Below are 26,109 nucleotides of genomic sequence, written 5' to 3'. Positions count from 1 at the left end.
TATATCGCTCATGCAAACACCCTGCATTCACCTCTGCTCCCTGGAGCCTGCCACCGGATTTTGCGCCGGATGTGGCCGGACTCTTCAGGAAATCGGCAGCTGGGTGAGCTACTCCGACACCGAGCGAAGAGGGATCATGGCGCTGCTGCCGGCAAGGCTTGCAAGCGCCGCCGCGGTGTCGAACCACTGGAAGACAGGCCTTTCCAGCCGGCCGGAGCGGCCTTTATGATCCGTTTGACCGTCTTTCTCGTCGTCATCGGCCTCGGCCTTGCAGTGCTGATCGTCAACAATGACAGCAGCCGGATCCTCGGCCTGCAGAGCGATGATTTCGGCCGTGTCGTCTATCTGCTGCCGATCGCACTGATGTTGTCGGCCGGCATTTGGGCCAGCCGGCGCAGCATTGGCGAAACAGTGCGCCAGATGATGATCTGGCTGGTCATCATCCTGACGCTCGCGACCGTCTATCTCTATCGCCAGGAAGCACTCGGCGTCGGCAACAGGCTGCTCGCCGGCCTCGTTCCCGGCCGCGCCGTCGTCGTCACCACCAGCGAGGGCGGCCAGGAGATCATTCTGCACAAGCTGCTGAACGGCCATTTCGAAGCCGATGTCGCTGTCAACGGCCAAACGATCCAGATGCTCGTCGATACCGGCGCCAGCATGGTGGCGCTGTCGCGCGAAGATGCCGAGCGGATCGGCATCGATCTCTCCCGCCTCACCTATTCCATGACCATCATGACCGCCAACGGTCGTGGCCGCGCAGCACCCGTCACGCTCGAACAGGTGGCAATCGGCCCGATCGTCCGCGACAGTGTCGCAGCCAGCGTCGCCGAGGACGGCCGGCTCGACCAGAGCCTGCTCGGCATGAGCTTTCTGGAAACGCTGGGTTCCCTGCAGATGCAGACCGACGAACTGCGCATGCGCGACTGAGGTCTGGCTTTGACGGGCGCTGCGGCCTCGTGCGACCGATTTTCTTGTGGGTTTAAGCAGAGAAGCGTGGCAATCGCGAAGAATTCAAACACGCTGCTGGTTATCATCCCCTTGCCCCCGCGACCGATGACAGCAACGCTGGACATTTTTCGTGTTAAAATTGCGGCGCTTCTTAGCCAAACGCTGCTCCATTGCCGGCCGGTCCTCTTTGCTGATATTCTGCGCCTGCGCAATGCCGGAACCTGACATGACTCCACGACAACTGAAGACGTTCCTTGCGGTCATCCACCACGGAAACCTCACCCGCGCCGCCGCCGAGGTCAATCTCGCCCAATCGAGCCTCAGCGATCAGATACAGGCGCTGGAAGAGGAATTGGGCGCCGAGCTCTTTCTCCGATCCCGGCAAGGCGTCATCCCCACGCCGGCAGCAGCAGCCTTGAAGGCCTATGCGGAAGAGATCTTGGCGCTGAATAGCGAGGCGAAGGACGCCGTCCGCTCTGCCGCCGGCAATGCCGAACAATCTGTCATACTGGGCACGCTCGAAACCATCGCCACTGAAAGGCTGGCGCACTGGCTCTCTCTCTTCGGTAGGCAGAACCCCGGCCTTGCTCTCAAACTCAAGGTTGGCGGCAGTAGCGAATTGCATGCGCAATTGCAGCACGGCTCGATCGACGTCGCCTTCACCTTCGATCGCGGCCAGCAGAACGAGCGCTTCGCGACGCGCCGCATCTCCAGCGAGCCGCTGGTGTTGATCGCCGGCCGCAACTCGCAAGCCCAGCCGCCGGCAAGCCTCTTAGCGCTGCGCACCGCCCCGTTCATCGCGACCGCAGCCGGCTGCATCTATCGCCACCTGTTCGATACCGCCTTTGCAGAAGCAGGCTTGAATGCGCCGGCCATTGTCGCGGAAGCCGACAGCGTCGCAACGATCATCCGCCTCGTTGCATCAGGCGCCGGCTACGGCCTAGTCCCGTGTCTCGCGGTCGGGGCGTCCGCTTCGCGCGACGATGTCGTCGAACTGCCTTGGCCGGGCCAACCGCTGGCCGCCTCGCTGGTGATGATGTGGCGGCGCAGGCGGGTTCAGCCGCCGGCGCTCACCCTCCTGCTGCAATCGGCCAGCGACGAGCTTTCACCGGTCAGACCAGCCGATGCCCGCCTTCGACATGCAGAATAGTGCCTGTGGTGAAACCGTTGCCGATCAGGAAGCGGATCGCATCGGCGATATCTTCCGGCTGGCCGACACGCCCGGCCGGCAGGCGCTGCGCCATCGCCTCGAGCGTTGCCTGCTTGGCGTCACCCGCAACGACGCTCCAGATCGGCGTATCCACCCATCCCGGCGACACGGCATTGATACGGAGCGGTGCCAGTTCGACGGCGAGCGCCCTGACCAGACCTTCGAGTGCCGCATTGACGGCGGCGACCACAGATCCGCGCGCCGCCGGTCGATAGGCCGCGATACCTGACGTAAAGGTGATCGATCCTGACGGCGGCAGATGGGCGGCGCCATATTTCGCCAGCAGCAGCGGCCCGTAGAACTTGCTCTCGACCACCCGTTGCGCTGCGGCAAGCTCGATCGACGGCAGCAACTGATAGGCGCCTTCAATATCGGCGGCCGTGCTGACGATATGGTCGACCGGTCCGCTATCCCGAAACAGCGCCGCGACCTCCTCCTCCCGCGATATATCGACAGCGCACGCCCCGAGTTTCGGATGGTCGCCGAGCTGGCGGCAAGCCGCCGCAAGCCTCTCTTTATTGCGCCCGGCGATCGTCACCGACGCCCCCTCATCGAGCAGGCGCCTAGCAAGCGCCAATCCCATGCCCGAGCTGCCGCCGACGATCAACACCTTCGCACCTTCGATCCTGATTTTAGTCATCTCGCATCTCCATTTGAATGAGAGAGCAGATGCCTCGGGTCGAAGCGGAAGAAAAACGGAAGAAACCGATAGCATCATCGGCTTTCCCGATGATGCTATTCAGGAAGCGATCAATTGCGCAGCCGGTAGCCGGTCTTGAAGATCCAGCCGAGTGTTCCCAGGCAGATCATCAGGAATACCGTGATCATCGCCAGGCTGATCGCCGGGTTGACATCGGCGATCCCGTAAAAACTCCAGCGGAAGCCGCTGACGAGATAGAGCACCGGATTGAGGTGGCTGACCGCCTGCCAGAACGGCGGCAGCATATTGACCGAATAGAAGCTGCCGCCAAGGAAGGTCAGCGGCGGCACGACCAGCATGGGAATGAGGTTCAGCTGTTCAAAATTGCCGGCCCAGATGCCGATCATGAAGCCGAACAGGCTGAAGGTGATTGCCGTCAGCAGGAAGAACAGGATCATCATGAAGGGATGTTCGATCCTGACATCGACGAAGAGATTGGCTGTCAGGAGGATGATGAAGCCGATGAGCATCCCCTTGGTTGCCGCCGCCCCGACATAACCGAGCAGAATCTCCGTCATCGCCACCGGCGCCGACAGCACCTCATAGATCGTGCCGGTGAATTTCGGGAAATAGATCCCGAAGGAGCCGTTGCTGATGCATTGGCCGAGCAGCGTCAGCATGATGAGGCCCGGCGTGATGAAGGCGCCGTAGGATACGCCCTCCACCTCCTGGATGCGCGAGCCGACCGCGGCGCCAAAGACGATGAAATAGAGCGAGGTCGAAATGACGGGCGAGATGACGCTTTGCAGCAGCGTGCGGCGCGTGCGCGCCATCTCGAAGAAATAGATCGATTTGATCGCCTCGACGTTCATTTGTCTGCTCCTACCAGCGCCACGAAGATGTCTTCCAGCGTGCTCTGCCGCGTCGAGAGATCCTTGAAATGGATATTGTTTTCACCCAGCCGGGTCAGCAGCGTCGCGATGCTCTCCTGCTCGTTGTCGGCGTCGAAATCGTAAGTCAGCCGGCTGCCGCCGACTTCCAGTGTCAGTCCGTTGCCGGCAAAACAATCCGGAAGCCGCTCGAGCGGCTCGGTGAGATCGAGAATCAGCTGCTTGCGGCCGAGCTTGGCCATCAGCGCCACCTTGTCTTCGACGAGCAGCAATTGGCCGCCATTGATCACACCGACGCGGTCGGCGATCTCCTCGGCCTCCTCGATATAATGGGTGGTCAGGATGATGGTGACGCCCGAGGCCCGAAGCTCCTGAACGACATTCCACATGTCCTTGCGCAGCGTCACGTCGACGCCGGCGGTCGGCTCGTCGAGGAAAAGGATATCCGGCTCATGCGAGAGCGCCTTGGCGATCAACACTCGCCGCTTCATGCCGCCCGACAGCTGGCGCAGCATATTGTCCTTCTTGTCCCAGAGCGAAAGTGCGCGCAGCACCTTCTCGATATGGGCGGGATTGGCTTTCTTGCCGTGCAGCCCGCGCGAGAAACTGACTGTATTGAACACCGTCTCGAACTGATCGGTGGTCAGCTCCTGCGGCACCAGCCCGATCATTCCGCGGGTGGCGCGGAAATCCTTCACGACATCGTGGCCGGCGACCAGCACCTGGCCGCCGCTCGGATTGGCGATGCCGCAGATGATCGAAATCAACGTCGTCTTGCCCGCACCGTTCGGCCCGAGCAGCGCCAGGATCTCGCCCTTCTCGACGTCGAGGTTGATGCCTTTCAGGGCCTCGAACCCATTGGCGTAGGTCTTGGTGAGATTCTGAACGGATATGATGGGGGCCATGCGATACTCTTGCGGATTCTCAGATGTTACTTTTGGCCCGCTATATAGGCCCTTCATGACGCTTTGACATCCTTGGAGACGTGAACACAGCATTCGCGCCCTGCTAACACCATGGCCGTTAACGCAGCCGGCCCGCCGACATAGCCGGCATCGGATCTTTGAAACGAGCTGATCCCTTCGGCGAAAAGAAAGACAGCAGCCGGTTTCGGATGTCATCATCCGGTGATCTTGATGTCCGATAAGAAAGCCGAGGCCAGCACGGCATCCGCCCCGCCGCCCACCCTTTTGCGGAGCCGTCTCCGGTGTTCTCGTTGCACCCTTTTTCGCTGCCTCGGCATGTAGTGAAAGTTATTGTTCAGTCACGAAGTGCTTGGAACCGGCCAGCATCCCCTGTTCAGCCGCGTTCGTCTTAGCCGGCCTTGCGCCGGCTTTCTTTTTGCGTGCGGGGCGTAGGCCAAAGGCCGGAGCCTCGAAGGACGAGGGCGGGTGGCAGGAAGTGCCCCTCACAACTCGTCATAATTGAACCAGTCGAAATCCGCGACCTTCCCTCGCCCCGACGTATCGAAGGCAAACACACCGGCAAAGGCGCCGGTGAAGGAGCCGTGTTCGCCGCGTCCGCCTTCGTCGGAAATCATGCCGGCGTCGAGGACCGGACCGATCGGCTGCCAGGCGCCCTTGCCTTCGGTCTGCCAGAAGAATTGCAGGTCGTTCTCGCGGATTTCCATGGCGAGCTGCACGCGGCCCTCGGCAGCGATCGCCACACCGCTTTCGGCCGGAAAGCTCAAGCGGCCGTTCGGATAGTCGCCGTTGCAGGAGAGGATTGTCACGCAACGGCCGAGTGTTTCGTGCAGCGTTACCGCGACGGCGTGAAATTTATGGCGGTTATAGTAGTGCGTCAGCCCTGCCACTTGCTGATAGGTGTCGGGCGAGAACTCGACCACGGTTTCGGCGCGGAAGCTGTGATGTTCCTGTCGACGGGCGACCAGCGACTGCTCGAACCAGGAGCCGATGCTTTCGCGCGCAATCAGCCTGAGATGGCCCGGGCGGTCCGTCAGGTTGAAGATGCGCGCGGGCTCGGGCGTGCGCAGCCATTGGAAATCGGCAGGCAGCGCGCCGCCGTCGAAGCTGTATTCGCTGCGCATCGGCCTTTCCGCAGGCACGGCATTAAAAAGGCCCGGCACATCGACATCGGGCACTGAGGTGCCATTTTCGAGATAGAGCCAGTCGTCGTCGCGCCAGACGCATTTCTGTAAGGATGTCTCTCGCCCCAGCGTGCAGCGCCGCTTCGGCGGCAGCGGCCGGCCGCAAAGATGGGTGTGATAGGCCTCACCGTCTGATGTTTCGACATATTGGCCGTGCCCTGCCCGCTGCAGCACCGCGCCCGGATGGTCCTTGGAGGTGATAAGATGCATGTTCGGATGCATCTCATAGGGTCCGTCGATGTTGCGCGAGCGCGCCATGGTGACGGCGTGGTCGTAACCGGTGCCACCCTCGGCGGTGGTCAGATAATACCAGCCGTTCTTCTTGAAGAGATGAGGGCCCTCGACGAGGCCGAGCGGGCTGCCGGCGAAGATATTCTTGATCGGCCCCGTCAGCGCCTTCGTCGCCGGGTCCCATTCCTGCAGCAGGATGCCATCGAAGGCCGGCGATTTTGGCGAGCCGCCATAGCTTTCGGTGCGGTGGTTCCATTGCATGTTGAGGAACCACTTGCGGCCGTCATCGTCGTGGAACAGCGAGGGATCGAAGCCGGAGGAGTTGACATAGACGGGATCCGACCATTCGGCCTCGATCGAGGGCGCCGTCACGATGTAGTTCGGCGCATCCTTGAAACTGCCGTCGAAACGCTTGACATCGGTATAGACCAGCCAGAACTGCCCGTCGGCATAGGAAAGACACGGCGCCCAGATGCCGCAGCTGTCGGGATTGCCGCGCATGTCGAGCTGTGATCGGCGCTCCAGCGGCCGGCGCACCAGCGTCCAGTTCACCAGGTCGCGCGAATGGTGGATCTGCACGCCGGGATACCATTCGAATGTCGAGGTGGCGATGTAGTAATCCGCGCCGACGCGGCAGATCGACGGATCGGGGTTGAACCCCGGCAGGATGGGATTGCGGATCATGGGCGGCTCCTCCGAGGTTATTGTTGTGGTACGTACGTCAGAAGTGGGCCGGGATATGTCACCAATTCGTCCTCCACCCTCATCTCTGTGCTCGTTACAGAGATCCAGCCAGCCCAAGTCCTTGGGCTGAAAGAACTCTCTTCGCCGCGCCGACGCGCGGCGGCTGGATTTCTGTGACATCCCTCGGGCAAAGCCCTGAGGTCACAGGAATGAGGGAGTTGGCGGAAGTGTCCTGCAAACTCCGGCTCGACCTTCCTATTCCCGTTCCGCCGACTTCGCCCAAAGATTGATATCCGCCTCACGGGCATAGACGTCGATCTCGGCAAGCTCCTCGGCCGCGAATTCAAGATTATCCAGCGCCTTGACGCAATCGACGATCTGCGACGAGCGGCTGGCGCCGATCAGCGCTGAGGTCACGCGTCCGCCGCGCAGCACCCAGGCGATCGCCATCTGCGCCAGGGTCTGGCCGCGTCTTTCGGCGATCTCGTTGAGCTTGCGGATATTGTCGATGATCGAAGGACGGATGTAGTCCCTCTTGAGAAAATGGTTCTGCGCCGCACGGCTATCTTCGGGAATGCCGCCGAGATATTTCGTCGTCAGCATGCCCTGGGCAAGCGGCGAGAACACGATCGAGCCCATGCCGACCTCATCGAGCGTATCGAGCAGCCGGTCGTTCTCGACCCAGCGGTTGAGCATCGAATAGCTCGGCTGATGGATCAGACACGGCGTGCCGAGATCCTTGAGGATCGCGGCGGCTTCGCGCGTCCGCTGCGAATTATAGGAGGAGATGCCGACATAGAGCGCCCGGCCGGAACGGACGATATAGTCGAGCGCGCCGCAGGTTTCTTCGAGCGGCGTGTCCGGGTCGAAACGGTGTGAATAGAAAATATCGACATAGTCGAGGCCCATGCGCTTCAGGCTCTGGTCGCAGGAGGCGATCAGGTATTTTCGGCTGCCCCACTCGCCATAGGGTCCCGGCCACATGTCGTAACCGGCCTTGGACGAGATGATCAGCTCGTCGCGAAGCCCGGAAAATTCGGTGCGCAGGATCTCGCCGAAGGCGGTCTCGGCGCTGCCGGGAGGCGGACCGTAATTGTTGGCGAGGTCGAAATGGGTAATGCCGAGATCGAAGGCGGTGCGGCACATGTCGATCTTGCGGTCATGCGACGTGTCGCCGCCGAAATTGTGCCAGAGGCCGAGCGAGACGGCCGGCAGCTTCAGGCCGGAGCGGCCCGTGCGGTTGTATTTCATTTTCGAATAACGGTCTGCGGCTGGTTGCCAGCTCATGAGACTCTCCTTGCTAAAATATCGGTCTTGATGGTCCGCGAGTGCCTGCTTCATACACCACAAGCGATTTTGGCGAACACCCTGTACTTTCGTCACGCTCGGCCTCGTGCCGAACATCTGCCGCGCTGTTTGCAGATCCTCGGCACAAGGCCGAGGATGACGAGTTGGACGGGTGCCGGGCAGACCCCCGGGCATCACCCTATCACTTCAACAGCGCCTGCGCCTCTTCGATGCCAAGCGCGGCCGGCTGGGTGCAGGTCGTGCTCAGGTCGATGAAACGGCCTTCCTCGCCCGATTTCAGGATCGAGGTCATGACGTCGACGCCGTGCAGGGTGCGGTCGAGTGAGCAGCGCGCGTCGCGGCCCTCGATCAGCGCCATCGCCATGTCGGCAAGACCGGCGGTGCGGTAATTGGCGCGCGATCCGTTCGGGCTTTCCTGGTTGATCTTGCCGAACGGATGCTCCCAGGCGTCGAGCGGCTTGATCTCCTTGTCGCGGCCGCTTGCCTCGACAACACCACCGAAGAAGTTCGGATCCGGCACGTAGAGCGAGCCGTCGGTGCCGTAGAGCTCCATGTTGGCATGACGATGCGACCAGACGTCCCAGCTCGCCGTCAGCGTCACGGTGGCGCCGTTGACGAATTCGAGCAGCGCCTGGATCGTCGTCGGCGTCTTGACCGGGATAAGCTCGCCGTTGCGCGGCTGGCTGGTGATCGTCCGGGTCGGCGACGCCATCGAGGTCATGCCGCCGACACGTTTGACCGGGCCGATCAGGTTGATCAGGTTGGCGATGTAATAAGGGCCGAGATCGAGGATCGGGCCGCCCCCCGGCAGGAAGAAGAAATCCGGGTTCGGATGCCACATTTCCATGCCGGGGCTCATCACGTAGCAGGCGCCCGACGTCACCCGGCCGATGCCGCCGTCGTCGATGAACTTGCGGGCGAGCTGATGGGCGCCGCCGAGGAAAGTGTCCGGCGCGCAGCCGACGGCAAGGTTCTTTGCCTTGGCGATGCGGCGAAGCTCCTCGCCCTCTTCGAGCGAAAGCACCAGCGGCTTTTCGGAATAGACGTGTTTTCCGGCCTCGAGGATCGCCTTCGACACGCGGAAATGCGCATCCGGGATCGTCAGGTTGACGACGACGTCGATCTCGTCATTGGCGAGAAGCGCGTCGATCGTCTGCGCTTTGACGCCATATTCCTTGGCGCGCGCCTCGGCCGCCTGGACGTTGATATCGGCGCAGGCCAGCACCTTCAGCCCTCTGAAGAGCGGTGCCAGCGAAAAGTAGGTGGTGGAGATGTTGCCGCATCCGATGATGCCGACGCCAAGTTCCCTGGTCATGATGTGCCTCAATAAGTCTGGAAGGATGCAATCGAGCGGCTGATATTGCGGTCGATATCTTTAGGGTTGTCATGTTCGACGACGAAGTGTTTGGCCTTGGTGGCGCGTAGCGCCGCCATCAGCTTCGCCCACTCGACCTTGCCGTGGCCGACATCGGCCCAGCCGTCCTCATCCGTCGCTTCGCCGGCCGGCGCGATGTCCTTGACGTGCACGGCGGTGATGCGCGGTCCGAGCTTTTCGACCCAGGCGAAGGGATCGCCGCCGCCGCGGATGACCCAAGCGATGTCGGCTTCCCAGGAAATGTCAGGCGCGCCTTCGAAGATGCGCTCGATCGGCCGCGAGCCGTCCTGCAGCTTGAAGAATTCGAAGTCATGATTGTGCCAGCCGAATTCGTAGCCGGCATCCTTATAGGGCTTGCTCATCTCATGCAGGCGCTTGCCGAAGGCGACCCAGCCGGCGGCGTCGGAGGGGCGCTGGTCGGCGGCCAGATGCGGCGCATAGATCGAATCCATGCCGAGAATCTTGGCAATGTTCAGCGACTTCTGCACGTCCTTCTCCAGGAAATCAGGGCTGAAATGACCGGTCGCCATGAGCAGGCCGTTCTTGTCGAGATCGGCGCGAAGGCTGTTCAGGCCGGCATCGTCGAGATCGGCATAGATGCCGCCGAAGCCCTCGACCTCGGCATAACCTGCCTTGCCAAGCTTTTCGAAAATCGCCGAATAGGGCTGGAAGTTGCGGGCGCTATAAAGCTGGTAGCTGAGTTTCGTCATCATGTTCTCCTTGGGCCTCGTGCCCATTCTTGCAAAGATCAATCCGCCGACTGGCAGGAATGCAGGTCATAGAACCGGAACTCCGGAAGCGCGCCGCAATCGAGCGGCCGGGCCGGAGTAAAGGTGATGCGGCGGCTTTCGCCGGCCGCAAGATCGAAGGCGTTGTCGGAATATTTGCCGTCCGTCTCGGTCTCGATCATCACGAAGAGCGCAAGCCCCCCCGCGGTGACATTGATATCGATCGCGCCGCTCTCCTCGACATATTCGTGGGTAACGGTCAGGCCCGAAGGCTCCAATTCCAACGCCTTATAGGTGCCGTGGATATAGTGCCCCTCGCCGCCCATGCCGTTCGATGCGGTGAAATGCCAGGCAAGCAGCGTGCCCGCGGGAATATCCGAGACGTCGATGCTCGCCGCCGTCACCGCCGCATCCGGCGAGCACACGGCCTGCACATCCCTTACGTTCAGGCGCTCGCCCTTCATCGTCAGGATCGAGATCGAAAGATCGACATTGACATCGGCAAGCGTGTCGTTGACCAGCGAGAGGCGGATCGTCTTGCCGTCGTCGGAAGGGATGGCAGCGACCGCGACCGGCTGGAAGAAGCGCTTGACGAGATAGTGCATCGCCTTCCAGCGGCCGCCATAGTCGAGGCTCGACCACGAGGCGACCGGCCAGGTGTCGTTCAGCTGCCAGTAGATCGTGCCCATGCAATGGGGTTTGAGCGACCGCCAGTATTCCACCGCCGTCTTGATCGCCAGCCCCTGCTGGATCTGCGAGAGATAGACGAAGTTCGGAAAATCCTTGGGGAAGCGGAAATAGCGGAACATCGTGCCGGCGATACGCTCGTTGCCGCCGGCATTCTTCTGATGCAGCTCCATGACCGGGGAAGCGACGTTCATGTCCTTCTCCTCGGCATAGGTCTTGATGACGGGCAGTGAGGTATAGGACTGGAAGCCGAATTCCGAGCAGAAGCGCGGGCGCACCGAACGATAATTGTCGAACGACTTGTTCTCGTGCCAGACCGACCAGTAATGCATGTCGCCGGAGCCGTCCGCATGCCAAGCATCGCCGAAATCGAGATAACCCGAAGCCGGGCTCGACGGCCACCAGAGCGCCCCGGGCAGCGCCTTTTTCACCGCCTGCTCGATCGTGCGGTTGAGCCGGTCGTAGGAGACGAGATAGCGGTCGCGGTCCTTGCGGGACTCTTCGAACCAGGTGAGTGCCCCGACCAGCTCGTTGTCGCCGCACCAAAGCACGATCGAAGGATGCGAGGAGAGCCGCCGCACCTGGTAACCGACCTCGATCGTCACATTGTCGAGGAAGTCTTCGGTCGAAGGGTAAAGGTTGCAGGCGAACATGAAGTCCTGCCAGACCATCAGGCCCAGCCGGTCGCAGAGATCGTAGAAATGATCCTGCTCGTAGAAGCCACCACCCCAGACGCGGATCATGTTCATGTTGGCGGCCTTGGCCGATTGCAGCAGGTCCTCGGTCTTTCCAGGCGAAGAGAGCGAAAACAGCGCGTCTGCCGGAATCCAGTTGGCGCCGCGGCAGAAGATTTCGCGGCCGTTGACCTTGAAGGCGAAGCGGCTGCCTGATGCATCCGGCGTGGTGATCAGCTCGATGGTGCGAAGACCGATCTGCTTCGTCACCTCATCGGTCGGCAATTCGACGGACAGCCTGTAGAGCGCCTGGTCGCCGCTGCCCGATGGCCACCATAGGCGCGGATTGTCGATATGAAAGAGATGGTTGACATGGGTCTCGCCATGGACCCCGACATCGAGCCGCACCCGCTCGCCGTCGAGATCGAAATAGACCTGGGCAACGCTTGGCCCCTTGGAAAACAGCGTCGCCGTCACCGTCAAATCGACTGAACCATCGAAATTATGGGTTTGGCGGGTGACCACATGCTCGATGCGCGCGGTCTCGAGTTTTTTCAGCGCGATCATGCCGTAGAGGCCGAACGGCGCGATGGCGATATTCCAGTCCCAGCCGAAATGGCATTGCGGCTTGCGCAGCATATTGCCGTCTGGAATCGGTGAATTGCCGGTACTGTAGGGAATGTAGAAGGGCTGCTTCTTCTGCCGCTCGGCCCCGATGGCGATGTTGGAGGCAAAGACGATGCGGATCGAGTTGTCGCCTGATTTCAGCATGCTGGAGACATCGGGCCGGTAGCGGCGGAAGCTGTTGTCGGCTTCCAGCGCCAGAAAGCCATTGACGTAGACGCTGGCGACCGTGTCGAGATAATCGATATCGAGATACCAGTCGCCGTCGACCTCCGGAAGCGTGAAGCTGCGCACGACCGCCCATTCGCGCTCGGCAACCCACTGCACCTTTTCCTCGTTGCGGCCGAAATAGGGGTCGGGGATCAGGCTTGCGCGGTGGAGCGCTGTGTGCACGTCGCCCGGCAGCATGATTGCGGTGCGAATTTCGCCGTCGACGGAGGCGAGCTGCCACGAACCGGAAAGATCGATGTTGGAGGTGGTCGATTGTTGCGTCACGATATCGTTTCCGAATTACGTTTTTGAAATGGACCGCGCATGGTCGCCGTCCGGTAATTGTCGTTCGTCATGACCCTTCCATCCGCCCCGCGCTCCGTCATTCTCGGGCTTGACCCGAGCATCCACACGGCATCCATCGGCAGTTGCGGCATGGATCCTCGGGTCAAGCCCGAGAATGACGAAGAGCGGAGCAAGCATCTTGCCAAGCTTGCCCCCGCCTGAGGAAGGGTTGAGCATCGGTCGAATTCATACAAACAGCCTTGCAGCAAGCAGGCGACACCATCCGGCCCCGCCCGCAAAAATCTCTAAAGTCGCAACTCGTTCTCGGCATCGAAGACCGAGGCGACCGTCATGTCGAAGTTCAGTTTCACCTTGGCTCCGACGTTGAAGCGGCGCGCGCCGTTGACCCGTACCGACATCGTGTGACCGGCATGTTTCAGCCACAGAAGGTTGTCCGCGCCCATCGGCTCCTCGATATCGACAGTGGCGTCATGTTCTTCGCCGCCGGCATTCTCGTTGACCTTGATGTGCTCGGGGCGAACGCCGAGCACCACCTTGCGGCCGGGTTGCAGCGTCTCGCTGGCGTCGTAGGCAGCGAGCGAGAAAATGACGCCGTTGGCAGAAAAGGCAATGCCGTCGCCTGTGCTGACCAACTCGCCGTGCAGGAAGTTCATCGACGGCGAGCCGATGAAGCCGGCGACGAAGAGATTGCGTGGTTTGTTGTAGATCGTCGTCGGATCGTCGAGTTGCTGGATGATACCGCTCTTCATGATGGCGATACGGTCGGCGAGCGTCAGCGCCTCGATCTGGTCGTGCGTCACGTAGATCATCGTGTTCTTCAGCGACTGGTGCAGGCGCTTGATTTCGACGCGCAATTCCGAGCGCAGCTTGGCGTCGAGGTTGGACAGCGGCTCGTCGAACAGGAAGACGTCGACATCGCGAACCAGCGCCCGGCCGATCGCCACGCGCTGGCGCTGGCCGCCGGAAAGCTCGGCCGGCTTGCGCTTCAAGAGCGGCTGAATCTGCAGGATCTCGGAGGCACGCGCCACGCGCTTGTCGATCTCGGCCTGCGGCACCTTGGCGACGCGAAGGCCGAAGGAGAGGTTCTTTTCAACCGTCATCTGCGGATAAAGCGCATAGGACTGGAAGACCATGCCGATGCCGCGGTCCTTCGGCTCTTCCCAGGTGACGTTTTTGCCTTTGATGAAGATCTGCCCTTCCGAGGCGTCGAGCAGGCCGGCAATGCAGTTCAGCAAGGTCGACTTGCCGCAGCCGGACGAACCGAGCAGCACCAGGAATTCGCCGTCGTTGATGTCGAGGTTCAGGTCCTTGAGGACGCTGACCGAGCCGAAATTCAGCGACAGATCCCTGATGGAGACACTTGAGTTGGAGACACTTGAATTCATGTTCATGGGATCAACCCTTCACTGCGCCGGCGGCGATGCCACGGACGAAAAGCCGTCCCGACACGAAATAGACGATCAACGGCACGAGACCCGTCAGGATCGTCGCGGCCATGTTGACGTTGTATTCCTTCACGCCCTGGACGGAATTGACGATGTTGTTGAGCTGCACGGTCATCGGATAGGTATCCGGCCGGGTGAAGACCACACCGAACAGGAAGTCGTTCCAGATACCGGTCACCTGCAAGATCATAGCGACGACGAAGATCGGCAGCGACATCGGCACCATGATCTTCAGGAAGATCTGCCAGAAACCCGCGCCGTCGACGCGTGCCGCCTTGAACAGCTCTTCCGGCAAGGACACGAAATAATTGCGAAACAGCAGCGTCAGGATCGGCATGCCGAAGATCGAATGCACGATGACGAGGCCGCTCAGCGTGCCGTAAAGGCCGATTTCGCGAAGGATGATGACGATCGGATAGATCATCACCTGATAGGGAATGAACGCCCCGACGATGAGGATCGAGAAGAACAGCTCGGACCCCTTGAAGCGCCAGTTTGCCAATGCATAGCCGTTCACCGAGGCGATGGCGATCGAGATGATGACCGACGGCACCGTGATGCGCACCGAATTCCAGAACCCGCGCGACAGTCCATCGCAATTGAGCCCGGTGCAGGCCTCCGCCCAGGCCTTCACCCAAGGTTCGAAGGTGATCTCCATCGGCGGCGAGAAAATGTTGCCGAGGCGGATTTCCGGCATGCCCTTCAGCGAAGTCACGACCATCACGTAGAGCGGCAGCAGATAATAGAGTGCCGCAACAGTCAGCGTGCCGTAGAGCATGATGTTGCGCGACGACAGCGCCCGGCGCGGCTTAGCGCCGCTCGGACCTTCGCCGAGTCTCGGTGCAACGGCGTCGATGCCAGCGGCAACGGTATTGAGAGTTCCTGTATCAGCCACGCTTGCGCCCTCCTCCGAATTCCAAATAGGCCCACGGGACGATAATGATCGCGACCGTCACCAGCATCATCGTCGAGGCGGCGAAGCCCTGCCCCAGGTTCTGTGCCTGGAACATGTAGTCGTAGACATATTTCGCTGGCACTTCCGAGGAGATGCCGGGACCGCCAGATGTCTGGGCGACGACAAGATCGTAGACCTTGACGATACCGGAAGCGATGATGACGATCGTCGTGATGAAGACCGGCCGCATCATCGGAATGACGATGAAGAGATAGGTCTTCCACATCGGAATGCCGTCGACGCGCGCCGCTTTCCAGATGTCCTCGTCGATGCCGCGCAAGCCGGCAAGCATCAGGCACATGACCAGACCCGTTCCCTGCCATAGCGCCGCGATCAGGATGCCGTAGATGACAATTTCGGGCGTATAGAGCGGATTGAAGGTGAAGCTCGTCCAGCCGAGCGAACGCACAACCGACTGAATGCCGAAATCGGGGTTCAGAATCCACTGCCAGACGAGGCCCGTCACGATGAAGGACAGCGCGAAGGGGTAGAGGAAGATGGTGCGGAACGTATTTTCGAAACGGATCTTCTGATCCATCAGCGCAGCAAGCAGGAAACCGATGACCAGGCTGAAGATCAGCGAAAGAACGCCGTAGAGAGCCAGATTCTCGATCGCCGTTACCCAGCGCGGTGCGGCCCAAAGCCGCTCATACTGATCAATCCCAACGAAGCTCAATCGCGGAAGGAGCTTCGAATTCGTGAAGGAATAAAAGACGGTCCAGAGCGTGCCGCCGACAAAAATCACCAGCGCTGTCAGGATCATCGGAATGGACGCAATCTTGGCATTCAGATTGCGCAGTAACTTGATTGGCCGGCCTGCTTGCGCTTGACCTGTCATGAACACTTCTCCTCAAATCGCAACTGCGACCGGTGACAGAACAAGCCTGGCCCGTCTGCCCATCCCTGCCCCCGGGATTTGCCGGGGATGCCGGAAAGACGCCGCCAGCCGAACATCAGTCCGGGGACACGATCCGGCTCTTGAGAAGCCGGATCGCAAAGGCGGCGAATCTAGCGATCAATCAGCCGAAGCGATGATCCCAGCAAAACGCTTCTGAGCGTCCTCAGGCGTCATCGACGGATTGGCGAAGAATTCGGAGAAGAGGTCTTCCTTCTGCTTCTGGCTGTCTGCCGAAAGCAACTGGTCGGTGCCCTCGATCACGTTGCCCTTGGCCAGGATTTCGAGACCCTTCTTCATGCAATCGTTGGCGGCGGCGAGATCGACGTCGCCGCGAACCGGCAGCGAACCCTTCTTCAGGTTGAAGGCAACCTGGGTCTTGGGATCGAGCAAGGTCTTGGCAAGCACGGCCTGCGCCTTGGACTTTTCGGCGTCCTTCAGCAGCGGGAAATAGAAGGCGTCGCCGCCGGTCGAGATGATCTCGTTGACGCCGAGGCCCGGCAGGCAGGTATAATCGGTACCGGCCTTCTGACCGGCGAGCGCGAATTCACCCTGCGCCCAGTCGCCCATGATCTGACCGCCGGCCTTGCCTGTGATGACGAGGTTGGTGGCCTGGTTCCAGTCCTGGACGTTGCTGCCTTTGGCCATGCGCCGCGCATCGTCGGCCGCCTTGAAGACCTTGGCGATTTCAGGACCGGCAGCAACCTTCGCGTCCTTGTCCTTGAAGACCTTGTTGAAGGTATCCTTGCCGGCAACCGCAACCATCAGCACGTCGAACGCGCCTGTCGCCTGCCACGGCTGACCGCCGACGGCGAGCGGAATGATGCCGGCCTTTTCGAGAGCCGGAGCGGAAGCGACGAACTCGTCCCAGTTCTTCGGAACCTCGACGCCGGCCTTCTTGAAGGCGGCATTCGAAAGCCACAGCCACTGCCAGGAGTGGATGTTGACGGGCGCGCAATAGATCTTGCCGTCGATGGTGCAGGAATCGAGCAGGCTCGCCGGACGGATGATGTCCTTCCAGTGCTCTGCGGTCGCCACGTCGGTCAGGTCGCGCATCAGGCCGGCCTGGACGAGTTCCTCAGCCTGGCGGCCATGGTTGAACTGCGTGGCGCCCATCGGGTCGCCGCCGGTGATGCGGCTGATCATGATCGGACGGGCAGTGCCGCCGGAACCGGCGATTGCGCCGTCGACCCAGTGGTTGCCGGTGGCGTCGAATGCCTTAGCCAGCTCGGCGACGGCGGCCGATTCGCCACCTGATGTCCACCAATGCGTGACTTCGAGATCGGTGGCGTTGGCGGCTCCGAACGGAAGCGCGACCGAAGCGGCAAGCATTGCTGCCATAATACGGATTTTCATGAGTTTTCCTCCCTCACTGAAACGTTGCCGGAAAAACTTAGATCAATCGATTTCAGCACGCAACCGTCCGCCTGCAAATTTTTCCACGACAGGCGGAATTGCTACTTGTGCCTGTTTCTGGTCGGACGGTCATTCGCTTAAAGCCGGCATCTTGTCATGCGCTCTCGGAATCGAGCAGTCAGATTATCACAATGAAAACACAGAGAAAATTTTGCCAATCGGTTTTTCTTTCGCCTTATTCCTTTCGCAAGCGCAAAAAAACAAAGCTTGAGCGACGGATTCAACCTATGCGTACAATGCTGCAACGCACACAAGAAAAAGCCCTCGACATTTCTACTGTATCGTTACAGATTGCATTCCTTAGGGAGGCGCGATTTTGGCAGGCGGCGGGCTTACGGCGCTTGAAAAAGCCTCTATAAGCGACACCAATTCGCGCGAGGCAGGCCTACAGGGATGGAAAACAAGGGAAATTTCGGGCAAGCGGTATCGACGCCGACGGCGCGCGAGCGCCCGACGTTGAAGACGATCGCCTTCATGACCGGTCTCGGCGTGACGACGGTATCGCGCGCCCTGAAGGATGCGCCTGACATCGGAGCGGAGACCAAGGAGCGGGTGCGCATGGTCGCCCGCCAACTCGGCTACCAGCCGAACAGGGCCGGTGTGCGCCTGCGCACTGGCAAGACCAACGTCATCGCCCTCGTCCTCAGCATTGATGAAGAGATCATGGGCTTTTCGAGCCAGATGGTCTTCGGCATTTCCGAGGTCCTGTCCGGCACACCCTATCATATTGTTGTCACGCCGCATTCCCACAGCAAGGATCCGATGCTGCCGGTGCGCTACATCCTCGATACCGGTTCGGCCGACGGCGTCATCATCTCGCGCATCGAGCCGGACGATCCGCGCGTGCGTCTGCTGACCGAGCGCGGCATGCCCTTCGCCACGCATGGGCGCACCGATGCGGGTCTCACCCACCCCTTCCACGATTTCAACAACGAAGCCTTCGCCCACCAGGCGGTGGAACGGCTCGTCAAGCGCGGCCGACGCCGCATCGCCCTGTTGCAGCCGCCAAGCAAGCTCACCTATTACGCCCACATCCGCATCGGCTTCCAGACCGGCCTGCACGATTACGGCGCCGAGGAAGTGCCGCTGCGTATCAACAGCGATGCGCCGCTTGCCGATATCCGCGACGTCGTCGAAGTGATGATGCGCTCGGAAAACGCCCCTGACGGCATCGTCTGTTCGGCCGGCAGCGCGGCGATTGCCGTCAATGCCGGCATCGAGGCTGCCGGCAAGGCGCTCGGCCGCGATCTCGACATGGTGTCGAAGCAATCGGTGCCGATCCTGAACTGGATCCGCCCCGAGATCATCACTGTACAGGAAGACGTGCGCCAGGCTGGCCGCGAAATGGCCAAAGCCGTCATCGCCCGCATCGACGGCGTCGAACCGGAACTGCTGCAGAGCATCAGCCAGCCGATCTGGCCGGAAAGCGGGAAATAGCACGGATTGAGAAGCGCGACCCGTCGGACTTCCCGGCTGACGCCGGAAAACTCATCTTCGGCGGTCCAAATCGGTTCCAGCCGCGCAATGATCTCAGCTCTCCCACGGACTTCACCGCGCTGATCGCAAGCGCGGCATCGCCTCGAAAAAAGCCAAGATTGCCCGCCATCTCACCAGCGTGTCAGGGAGATCGACAGAATGCAGCCGAGCGGCGTGCCCTATTTCAGCCAATGGGAAACACCTGGCATGACGCTGCCGGTGCTTGCTGAGGGATCGCAGGCCCTGTTGCGTGATCCGCTCTGGCGCCGTTCGGGCGCCGGCACGATCGAGGAATATGCGCGCTGGGCGGTCAATGTCTGCGGCATGGCCTGCCTGAAGATGATGCTTGCCGCCCGCGGCGAGATCCATCCGACCCTCGAGCTTGCCCGCGCCTGCACGGCCTATGGCGGTTATGTCGTCAACGAGATCGATGCCTCGATCAAGGGGCTGATCTACGCACCCTTCGTCCGCTTCGCCGCTGACCGATTCGCGCTGAGTGCGGAGACGATGACAGGCGTCGAGACACCGGCCATTCCGGAGCTTCTATCGAAACGGCGCTTCTTCATCGCCTCGGTGCATTCGGGCATCCGCTGGCCGGAGCGTCAGCCACCATCGAAGGGCGGCCATCTGGTGCTGGTGACGTCAGCAAGCGACGAGACGATCCGCTTCCACAACCCGTCCGGCCATGACGAGGCGAGCCAGGCCGATGTGACGCTGCCGCTCGCCCTCTTCGACTGCTTCTTCGCCAATCGCGGCATATCTGTCGACGCCTGACCTTTTCAACACCAGATCGCTTCGGAGGCTTGCATGACCCCTTCCCCAAACAGGCTGCGCATCGCCGTGCTCTTCGGCGGCCGCTCGGCCGAGCATGAGGTTTCCATCCTTTCGGCAACCAACGTCATGGGCGCGCTCAAGCCCGAAAAATATGACGCCATCCCCGTTTTCATCACCCGGGAGGGACAATGGCTGATGAGCAATTTCGAGGGCGGCATACTAGCGACACCGTCATCAGGCGTCGAAATCTGCCTCGTTCCGGGCGGAAAGGGCCGGATGCTGGCAATCCCGGCCCATGGGGCGCCGCATGAATTGCCGGGGATCGACATCCTGTTTCCCGTGCTGCACGGCCTGCATGGCGAAGACGGATCGGTGCAGGGTCTGGCGGAGGTGGCGCGCGTTCCACTCGCCGGCTGCGGCATCCTCGGCTCGGCCGCAGCGCTAGACAAGGACATCGCCAAGCGTCTGCTGAAGGCGGCGGGTCTGCCGGTGGCGCGCGCGGTGGCGATCCGGGAGGACGCGGCTCCATCGCTTGCCGCGCTCGAAGGCGAATTGGGCCTGCCGCTGTTCATCAAGCCGGCGCGGCAGGGATCGTCGGTCGGCGTCGCCAAGGTTCATGCCAGCCAGGAATTCGCGGGCGCTCTTGCCGAGGCCTTCCGCCACGATCGGATACTGCTCGCCGAGGAGTTCGTTGCCGGCCGCGAGATCGAATTCAGCGTGCTGGAGGATGCGGCAGGCGAACTCTTCGTCTCCCGGCCGGGCGAGATCGTGCCGGCCGAAAGCCACGGCTTCTACAGCTACGAAGCCAAATATATCGACGAGAAGGGCGCGGCGCTGAAAGTCCCGGCCGAACTGCCTGAGGATGTCGAGGCTGCCATGCGCGACATGGCCGCAAGGGCCTTCCGGGCGGTCGGCTGCGACGGCATGGCCCGCGTCGACTTTTTCCTGACGGACGACATGCAGTTCCTCGTCAATGAGATCAACACCATCCCCGGCTTTACCAATATCAGCATGTATTCCAAGGCGATGGCGGCAAGCGGCGTCGGCTACGCCGAGATCATCGAGAGGCTCATCGATCACGGCCTGGCGCGCGCCGGTCGGGCTGCCTGACACAGCGCCGGACGCCAGCTATAGGCCAGTCAGAGCTCAGCGCCTGCGAAAGACGCACCACTGGAACGACTGCCAGCGGCCGCCGGGTGTCGTGTGCTCCTCGCGCCAGTCGCGCTGAGGCGCGAAGGCAGACGAGAATTCACCCGCAAGCGCGGCCGCGTCGTAACGTTGGACCGGCAAACCACTGCACCGTTCCGGCCCGTCCGGTGCGAAGGTGGCGATGATCACGGCGCTGCCCGACGCCGTGCCGATTTCGAGCGCGTGGCGATAAGCCAGCCGCTGCTCGGGCTCGGTGAGGAAGTGAAAGACGGCGCGGTCGTGCCACACGTCGTACTGGCGCTCCGGTCTCCATGCGGTGACATCATCAATCACCCAGGCGACGCGGGCGGTCTCGTCCCCCAGCCGTGCCTTGGCGAGGTCGAGCGCCGGCGCGGCGATATCGAGAACGGTGAGATCGGACCATCCGCGCTCGACAAGCCGGTCGACAAGGCTCGATGCACCGCCGCCCACATCGATCAGCGAGGCCGAAACCGGCAACCGCAACTCGTCAAGCGCCCGCAAGGAAGGCTCGGGCGTCGGCTGATACCAGCTGACGCTGTCGGCAGCTTTGGTGCGGTAGACCTCGTCCCAGTGCTCCCGCTTCGTCTCCGTCATCAGGCATCCCCATTGTCTTGCGGCACCGCTTGCTAACCGATCAACATGTAAGAACGGAGACGTCTGCCGCCAAGCGCCGTTCCTATGACCATTTTCTCAGGACGCGAGATGACGATAAACGAGGTCCGCGGGATCAGTCCGGGGTGCAGTCAGATCGAGACGCCCGCCCAGCCGCTCCGTAACGGCAATCGAAGCGGCATTGCCGGGAGCGATATAGCTGACGAGCGACGGCAGACCCAGGCTTGCAAAGGCCCAGTCCCGTAACGCCAGGGCCGCTTCGGTCGCATAGCCTCTGCCCTCATAGCCCTCATAGACGAACCATCCCAGTTCCCTTTCCGGAAAGAGCGGCCCATGATTGATCCCGACCTGCCCGACGCATTCGCCGGGCTCGGCAACGTCGATCATCAGCGCCCCGTGCCCGAAAAGCTGCCAGAGCGCCACGTCGTGACAGAACATTCCCCAGGCCGCGCGCAGATCAAACGGCCCGCCCATTCCAACCGATCGCGGCGAGGCCATCAGCCGCGCATAGGCGGCGAAATCGTCCCTGTCGGGCATGCGGAGCCTAAGACGCTCGGTCTGGATGATCATCACGCCCGTTTAGACATGTTGTCGCCGTCTGCTGGAAGTTGGAGCGGAGCCGCTAGCCTTCAAACGCCGCAGAAAATTGAAGCGTCCCGCACGGCGCCGGCCCGCGAAGGACAATCCACTGCACCAGCCGCCTATCGACATCGAGATAGCGTAGTTGCCCGTCGCTGCTGAATCCGGCGCGGCTATAGATGTCGGGATTGCCGATCAGCGCGCACCCGCTGGCGGCCATCTCCTCCAGCAATTCCAGTCCTCTGGCGATCAGCGCCTTGCCGATGCCCTGCCGCTGTCTCTCCGGCTTGACCGATATCGGGCCCAGTCCGAACCATCCCGCATGCCCACCGTCGATTGTCACCGGCGAAAACGCGACATGCCCCAGAATCTCGCCTTCTTCTTCAGCAACCAGCGATATCGTCAGATCGCCTGCCGCGCGAAGCCTCCGAACAATCTCCGCCTCCGTGCCGTCGCGGTAAGGCGTCGACTTAAAGGCAATCGATGTCAGATCGTGGATCGCACCGATATCCGCCAGCGTTTCATATCGGATAAGCATCTCGGTCAATTCCTCATCCTGATCGCTCGCAGATTCTATGCAAGGAAAGTCGAAGGCCAGCAAGCCGGGTTCGTCCAGCGGCAGTTGCGCCAAGACCTGCCCTTCCGGGTTCAGCACCGCCGTCGGCCTCTTTCGGACGGCTCGCCGCCGGAGCGGCTCAAACCACGAAAAAGCCCGGCGCGACGGCCGGGTTCTTCGTTGATGTCGTCTCAGCAAACCTTAGAAAGTCGAGGCACCGCTGCCCCAGGGGCCGTGGTGGAAATCCTTGCCATCCAGGCGGTCGAAGCCGTGGGCGCCGAAGAAATCGCGCTGGGCCTGGATGAGGTTGGCGGTTCCCCTGCCCTGGCGATAGGCGTCGAAATAGGTGAGTGCCGAGGACAGCGCCGGCACCGGCAGGCCTGCCGAAATGGCAGCTGTGACGACACGGCGCAGCGCCGGGATCGATTCCTTGACCATGTTGGAGAAGGCCGGCGTGACGATCAGGTTTGCTGCGTCGGGCGCCTTGGTGAAGGCCGAGGTGATCTCATCGAGGAACTGCGAGCGGATGATGCAGCCGGCGCGCCAGATCCTGGCAATCGTCGGCATCGGCAGCGACCAGTTGAACTCGCGCGACGCTTCGGCCATTACCGCGAAGCCCTGCGCATAGGCGCCGATCTTGGCGGCAAACAGCGCCAGCTCCAGATCCTTGTTGAGCTCGGGGCCGTAAGCGATCGGGAAGGATACCGCCTGCTTGCCGAAGATCTTTTCGGCGGCTTCGCGCTGCGACTTCATCGAGGAGAGGCTGCGGGCAGCGACTGCGGCTTCGATCGCCGTCGCCGGAATGCCCATGTTCTGCGCCTCGATTGCCGACCACTTGCCGGTGCCCTTCTGACCGGCCTTGTCGAGGATCATGTCGACCATCGGCCCGCCGGAAACCGGATCGGTGGCGGCAAGCACCTTCTCGGAAATCTCGATCAGGTAGGAGTTCAGGCGGCCCTTGTTCCACTCGCCGAAGATGCCGGAGATGTCGGAGGCAGTCTTGCCGAGGCCGTCGCGCAGGATGCCGTAGATTTCGGCGATCATCTGCATATCGGCGTATTCGATACCGTTATGGATGGTCTTGACGAAATGGCCGGCGCCGTCATTGCCGAGCCAGGCGACACAGGGCTCGTCATTGTAGCGGGCGGCGATCGAGGTCAGCACCTGCTCGACGCGCGTCCAGGATTCCTCCGTGCCGCCGACCATGATCGACGGGCCGTGGCGCGCACCTTCCTCGCCGCCGGAAACACCCATGCCGATGAAGGTCAGATCGGTATTCTTCAAGCGGTCGAAGCGGGCGACGGTGTCGCGGAAATTGGCGTTGCCGGCATCGATCATGATGTCGCCCTTGGACAGATGCGGGCGCAGCAACTCCATCTGTTGGTCGACGGGATCGCCCGCCTTGATCATGATGATGATCGGGCGCGGCGGCCGGATCGCATCGACGAACTCTTCGATGGTCTTGCACGGAATGATCTGTTTTTTCAGATCGCCGGCGCTTTCGTAGAACTCGTCGGTTTTCTCAGGCGTACGGTTGAAGACCGCAATTTTATTGCCTTTCTCGGCGATGTTGAGCGCCAGGTTGGAGCCCATGACCGCAAGACCGATCAGTCCAATTTCTGCCTTTTCCACGACAAACCTCCGATGTGTCATTTGGACCGGTGTTGTGGCACTGTCTCGGTCAAACGGCAAGTCTCGCAAGGGTCTAATCGGTTCGCAAAAGCCAATGAAATGAAGCTTGCAATATCCCGGCTTGTCCGACAACCGCTTGCGCCGGCTCATCGGCAACCAAGTTTTCTCGCGCCCTGCCCTTGATGCCCTATCTGATGGTATCATCCACATTTCGGGAGATATCGCGTTGGTCTCGGAAAAACGAAAAGATACGGCTCTGCTCGCGGCCCGCGCCGGCCGCTACCGCGAATGTGCGCCACCGCCGCCGCTGCGGCGCCATTTCAGCCGGCTCTGGTCGCATGCGTTCCATGACGGACCACCGGCAATGGTGGCGATCGTGCCGGACGGTTATTGCGATCTCCTTTGGATCGATGGCCGGCTGGTTGTCGCCGGTCCCGACAGGACAGCGGCCTTTCCCGTCCTCCGGCCTGGCGCGACGGTCATCGGCGCACGTTTTGCGCCGGGCGCCGCGGCACCGTGGTTGAAGACGCCGCTTTCGGCGCTTGTCGGCTGCTCGGTGCCTCTTGCTGACATCGGCCGGAAGGACGCGGCCGAATTCGAGGCGCGGCTTGGCGAATGTCGCGATCCTTCGGTCGCCATGGCGCTGTTTGGCCGCTTGCTGGAAGAGGCCATCCGCGATGAGGACGAACCTGCCCGGGATGCCGCCATTATCTTCACCGCCGCCGACAGCGGTCGCCCGGCATCCGGTCTGTTTGGGCGGCTTGGCATGAGCGAAAGGCAGTTACGCCGCCGCTGCCACCATCATTTCGGCTATGGCGCGAAGACGCTGGAACGGATCCGCCGATTCCAGCGTTTCCTCGACTTCTGCCGCAGCTCGGACACGATGCCGCTTGCCAGCCTCGCACTCGAAGCGGGCTTTGCCGATCAGGCCCACATGACGCGCGAGGTCGGCGAATTCTCTAGCCTGACACCCGCCGTCGTTCTCGGCCAGCTCAGCATCTCGAAAAGGCCAAACTGACCGTTTTGTTCAAGACGCCGCGGATCGGCCTGTTATTACAGCCAGACCAAATGCCAAGGACCTGCAAGCCATGTCGACGATGCCTGCGAAAATCATCCACCAATCGATCGAGCGCGACTGGCGCGACGTCTATGATTTCGCCGGCAAGCCGGAGAACATGCCGCTCTGGGCCTCCGGACTTGCGAGCGGCCTCGTGCCAAACGGCGCCGACTGGATTGCCCATGGCGCGCTGGGCACCGTCAAGGTGAGCTTCGTGCCCACCAATGAATTCGGCGTGATCGACCACACGGTGACGATCGAATCTGGCCTCAGGGTCTATAATGCGCTGCGCATCGTGCCGAACGGCGATGGCTGCGAGGTCATGTTTACGCTGTTGCGCCTGCCCGGCATGACCGATGCGCAGTTTTCAGCCGATGCCGCCCATGTCGAGAAGGATCTCGCCATGCTTAAAGCCCTGATGGAGAGATAGATGGCAGAGAAGTCAGAAAACCACGATCGCCGCATCGATTATGTCGAATTCAACGTCGCCGACATCGCCGCCGCCAAAGCCTTCTACGGCTCGGCCTTCGGCTGGCGTTTCACCGACTACGGCCCGAACTACTGCGAATTCGACGATGGCCGGCTGAAAGGCGGCTTCACCGATTACGGACCCGTGCGGCCGGGCGGCCCGCTTGTTGTCGTCTATGCCAGGGATCTCGAAGACGTGCTGACGTCGGTCGAGAGGGCCGGCGGCACGATCGTCCGGCCGATCACTGATTTTCCCGGCGGCCGCCGCTTCCACTTCCTCGACCGCGACGGGTATGAACTCGCCGTCTGGGCGACTGCCTGAAGGCGGCTGGCTGGTCGTGGGCAGCCAGTTGATCAGCTATAGAGCATGATGCCGAAAAGTGTGCGCGGTTTTCTTATGACATCATGCTCCAACTCTCTAATTTAGAACAGGATTCAGATTTCAGGCCGAC

The 26,109-nt window shown here is 61.4% G+C and carries 28 protein-coding genes; 12 read left to right on the top strand and 16 right to left on the bottom strand.

What is annotated here, in order from left to right; all coding sequences use genetic code 11:
* Window positions 1-10: 10 nt before the first annotated feature.
* From HJB89_RS29230 to HJB89_RS29215, 4 genes are all read left to right on the top strand, one after another.
* Window positions 11-229 (top strand): DUF1289 domain-containing protein, encoded by a 219-nt coding sequence (locus tag HJB89_RS29230; protein ID WP_221150870.1) that lies wholly within the window; start codon window positions 11-13, stop codon window positions 227-229.
* The gene (locus tag HJB89_RS29225) at window positions 226-927 is read left to right on the top strand and encodes a TIGR02281 family clan AA aspartic protease (protein ID WP_221150869.1); all 702 of its coding nucleotides are present in this window, start codon (window positions 226-228) and stop codon (window positions 925-927) included. Before HJB89_RS29230 ends, HJB89_RS29225 begins: the two co-directional genes overlap by 4 nt.
* Before the next feature lie 66 nt (window positions 928-993).
* A complete protein-coding gene (locus HJB89_RS29220; protein ID WP_221150868.1) occupies window positions 994-1,173 on the top strand; it encodes a hypothetical protein in 180 nt (59 codons plus the stop codon).
* 1 nt (window position 1,174) lies between these two features.
* Entirely contained in the window at window positions 1,175-2,098 is a 924-nt protein-coding gene (locus HJB89_RS29215) for a LysR family transcriptional regulator (RefSeq protein WP_221150867.1), read from the top strand.
* On the opposite strand, the gene HJB89_RS29210 is transcribed toward HJB89_RS29215, so the two are convergent.
* The 8 genes from HJB89_RS29210 to HJB89_RS29175 form a co-directional block, all read right to left on the bottom strand.
* Window positions 2,061-2,798: an SDR family oxidoreductase gene (locus HJB89_RS29210; RefSeq protein ID WP_207580768.1), complete on the bottom strand. Its 738-nt coding sequence runs from the start codon at window positions 2,796-2,798 to the stop codon at window positions 2,061-2,063. The two genes, HJB89_RS29215 and HJB89_RS29210, sit on opposite strands and share 38 nt — an antisense overlap.
* A 110-nt stretch (window positions 2,799-2,908) precedes the next feature.
* Window positions 2,909-3,670 (bottom strand): ABC transporter permease, encoded by a 762-nt coding sequence (locus HJB89_RS29205; RefSeq protein ID WP_207580769.1) that lies wholly within the window; start codon window positions 3,668-3,670, stop codon window positions 2,909-2,911.
* Complete coding sequence (locus HJB89_RS29200) at window positions 3,667-4,593, bottom strand: ABC transporter ATP-binding protein (protein ID WP_207580770.1); 927 nt, start codon at window positions 4,591-4,593, stop codon at window positions 3,667-3,669. Before HJB89_RS29200 ends, HJB89_RS29205 begins: the two co-directional genes overlap by 4 nt.
* 503 nt (window positions 4,594-5,096) lie before the next feature.
* The gene (locus HJB89_RS29195; RefSeq protein WP_207580771.1) at window positions 5,097-6,710 is read right to left on the bottom strand and encodes a glycoside hydrolase family 43 protein; all 1,614 of its coding nucleotides are present in this window, start codon (window positions 6,708-6,710) and stop codon (window positions 5,097-5,099) included.
* A 255-nt stretch (window positions 6,711-6,965) separates the two neighbouring features.
* On the bottom strand, window positions 6,966-7,997 hold the full coding sequence (gene mgrA / locus HJB89_RS29190; protein WP_207580772.1) for an L-glyceraldehyde 3-phosphate reductase: 1,032 nt from the start codon (window positions 7,995-7,997) through the stop codon (window positions 6,966-6,968).
* A gap of 202 nt (window positions 7,998-8,199) precedes the next feature.
* Window positions 8,200-9,333 (bottom strand): Gfo/Idh/MocA family protein, encoded by a 1,134-nt coding sequence (locus HJB89_RS29185; protein WP_207580773.1) that lies wholly within the window; start codon window positions 9,331-9,333, stop codon window positions 8,200-8,202.
* Window positions 9,334-9,341: 8 nt separating this feature from the next.
* A complete protein-coding gene (locus tag HJB89_RS29180; RefSeq protein WP_207580774.1) occupies window positions 9,342-10,103 on the bottom strand; it encodes a sugar phosphate isomerase/epimerase in 762 nt (253 codons plus the stop codon).
* A 38-nt stretch (window positions 10,104-10,141) separates the two neighbouring features.
* Window positions 10,142-12,601, bottom strand: coding sequence for a glycoside hydrolase family 2 protein (locus HJB89_RS29175; protein WP_221150866.1), 2,460 nt, complete (start codon window positions 12,599-12,601; stop codon window positions 10,142-10,144).
* A gap of 69 nt (window positions 12,602-12,670) precedes the next feature.
* On the opposite strand from HJB89_RS29175, the gene HJB89_RS29170 reads away from it, so the two are divergent.
* Window positions 12,671-12,823, top strand: coding sequence for a hypothetical protein (locus tag HJB89_RS29170; RefSeq protein ID WP_207580776.1), 153 nt, complete (start codon window positions 12,671-12,673; stop codon window positions 12,821-12,823).
* Window positions 12,824-12,906: 83 nt separating this feature from the next.
* Here HJB89_RS29170 and HJB89_RS29165 read toward each other — a convergent pair whose 3' ends face one another.
* From HJB89_RS29165 to HJB89_RS29150, 4 genes are all read right to left on the bottom strand, one after another.
* Window positions 12,907-14,013, bottom strand: coding sequence for an ABC transporter ATP-binding protein (locus HJB89_RS29165; RefSeq protein ID WP_207580777.1), 1,107 nt, complete (start codon window positions 14,011-14,013; stop codon window positions 12,907-12,909).
* Between the two features lie 4 nt (window positions 14,014-14,017).
* Window positions 14,018-14,962: a carbohydrate ABC transporter permease gene (locus HJB89_RS29160; protein ID WP_207580778.1), complete on the bottom strand. Its 945-nt coding sequence runs from the start codon at window positions 14,960-14,962 to the stop codon at window positions 14,018-14,020.
* Window positions 14,955-15,860 carry a carbohydrate ABC transporter permease gene (locus tag HJB89_RS29155; RefSeq protein ID WP_007629571.1) on the bottom strand — a complete coding sequence of 302 codons (906 nt, stop codon included), beginning with the start codon at window positions 15,858-15,860 and terminating at the stop codon, window positions 14,955-14,957. Before HJB89_RS29155 ends, HJB89_RS29160 begins: the two co-directional genes overlap by 8 nt.
* A gap of 177 nt (window positions 15,861-16,037) precedes the next feature.
* Window positions 16,038-17,273 (bottom strand): ABC transporter substrate-binding protein, encoded by a 1,236-nt coding sequence (locus HJB89_RS29150; RefSeq protein ID WP_207580779.1) that lies wholly within the window; start codon window positions 17,271-17,273, stop codon window positions 16,038-16,040.
* Between HJB89_RS29150 and HJB89_RS29145 the strand changes: the two genes are divergently transcribed.
* From HJB89_RS29145 to HJB89_RS29130, 4 genes are all read left to right on the top strand, one after another.
* Window positions 17,272-17,544 carry a hypothetical protein gene (locus HJB89_RS29145; protein ID WP_221150865.1) on the top strand — a complete coding sequence of 91 codons (273 nt, stop codon included), beginning with the start codon at window positions 17,272-17,274 and terminating at the stop codon, window positions 17,542-17,544. The genes HJB89_RS29150 and HJB89_RS29145 overlap by 2 nt on opposite strands.
* Window positions 17,545-17,726: 182 nt before the next feature.
* Window positions 17,727-18,770 (top strand): LacI family transcriptional regulator, encoded by a 1,044-nt coding sequence (locus HJB89_RS29140; RefSeq protein ID WP_207580780.1) that lies wholly within the window; start codon window positions 17,727-17,729, stop codon window positions 18,768-18,770.
* Between the two features lie 198 nt (window positions 18,771-18,968).
* Window positions 18,969-19,583: a C39 family peptidase gene (locus tag HJB89_RS29135; RefSeq protein WP_207580781.1), complete on the top strand. Its 615-nt coding sequence runs from the start codon at window positions 18,969-18,971 to the stop codon at window positions 19,581-19,583.
* 33 nt (window positions 19,584-19,616) lie between these two features.
* On the top strand, window positions 19,617-20,693 hold the full coding sequence (locus HJB89_RS29130; RefSeq protein WP_221117163.1) for a D-alanine--D-alanine ligase family protein: 1,077 nt from the start codon (window positions 19,617-19,619) through the stop codon (window positions 20,691-20,693).
* A gap of 36 nt (window positions 20,694-20,729) precedes the next feature.
* On the opposite strand, the gene HJB89_RS29125 is transcribed toward HJB89_RS29130, so the two are convergent.
* The 4 genes from HJB89_RS29125 to gndA all read right to left on the bottom strand — a co-directional run bounded on the left by HJB89_RS29125 (window position 20,730) and on the right by gndA (window position 24,153).
* Complete coding sequence (locus HJB89_RS29125) at window positions 20,730-21,347, bottom strand: class I SAM-dependent methyltransferase (protein ID WP_207580783.1); 618 nt, start codon at window positions 21,345-21,347, stop codon at window positions 20,730-20,732.
* A 96-nt stretch (window positions 21,348-21,443) separates the two neighbouring features.
* Window positions 21,444-21,935 carry a GNAT family N-acetyltransferase gene (locus HJB89_RS29120; RefSeq protein WP_221117164.1) on the bottom strand — a complete coding sequence of 164 codons (492 nt, stop codon included), beginning with the start codon at window positions 21,933-21,935 and terminating at the stop codon, window positions 21,444-21,446.
* A gap of 52 nt (window positions 21,936-21,987) precedes the next feature.
* Window positions 21,988-22,482, bottom strand: coding sequence for a GNAT family N-acetyltransferase (locus tag HJB89_RS29115; RefSeq protein ID WP_221150887.1), 495 nt, complete (start codon window positions 22,480-22,482; stop codon window positions 21,988-21,990).
* 219 nt (window positions 22,483-22,701) lie between these two features.
* Window positions 22,702-24,153, bottom strand: coding sequence for an NADP-dependent phosphogluconate dehydrogenase (gene gndA, locus HJB89_RS29110; RefSeq protein WP_221150864.1), 1,452 nt, complete (start codon window positions 24,151-24,153; stop codon window positions 22,702-22,704).
* A gap of 205 nt (window positions 24,154-24,358) precedes the next feature.
* Here gndA and HJB89_RS29105 point away from each other — a divergent pair, with 205 nt between their 5' ends.
* The 3 genes from HJB89_RS29105 to HJB89_RS29095 all read left to right on the top strand — a co-directional run bounded on the left by HJB89_RS29105 (window position 24,359) and on the right by HJB89_RS29095 (window position 25,979).
* On the top strand, window positions 24,359-25,150 hold the full coding sequence (locus HJB89_RS29105; protein ID WP_221150863.1) for a helix-turn-helix domain-containing protein: 792 nt from the start codon (window positions 24,359-24,361) through the stop codon (window positions 25,148-25,150).
* 70 nt (window positions 25,151-25,220) lie between these two features.
* Complete coding sequence (locus HJB89_RS29100) at window positions 25,221-25,619, top strand: SRPBCC family protein (RefSeq protein WP_164012302.1); 399 nt, start codon at window positions 25,221-25,223, stop codon at window positions 25,617-25,619.
* On the top strand, window positions 25,620-25,979 hold the full coding sequence (locus HJB89_RS29095; RefSeq protein ID WP_207580787.1) for a VOC family protein: 360 nt from the start codon (window positions 25,620-25,622) through the stop codon (window positions 25,977-25,979). It abuts the gene before it with no gap.
* Window positions 25,980-26,109: the final 130 nt, after the last annotated feature.

Origin of the sequence: Rhizobium sp. NZLR8 (assembly GCF_019685025.1) — a bacterium.
Taxonomy (GTDB): domain Bacteria; phylum Pseudomonadota; class Alphaproteobacteria; order Rhizobiales; family Rhizobiaceae; genus Rhizobium.
Note: the sequence above shows the minus strand (reverse complement) of the source record. Positions and strands in the feature narration are given on the sequence as shown.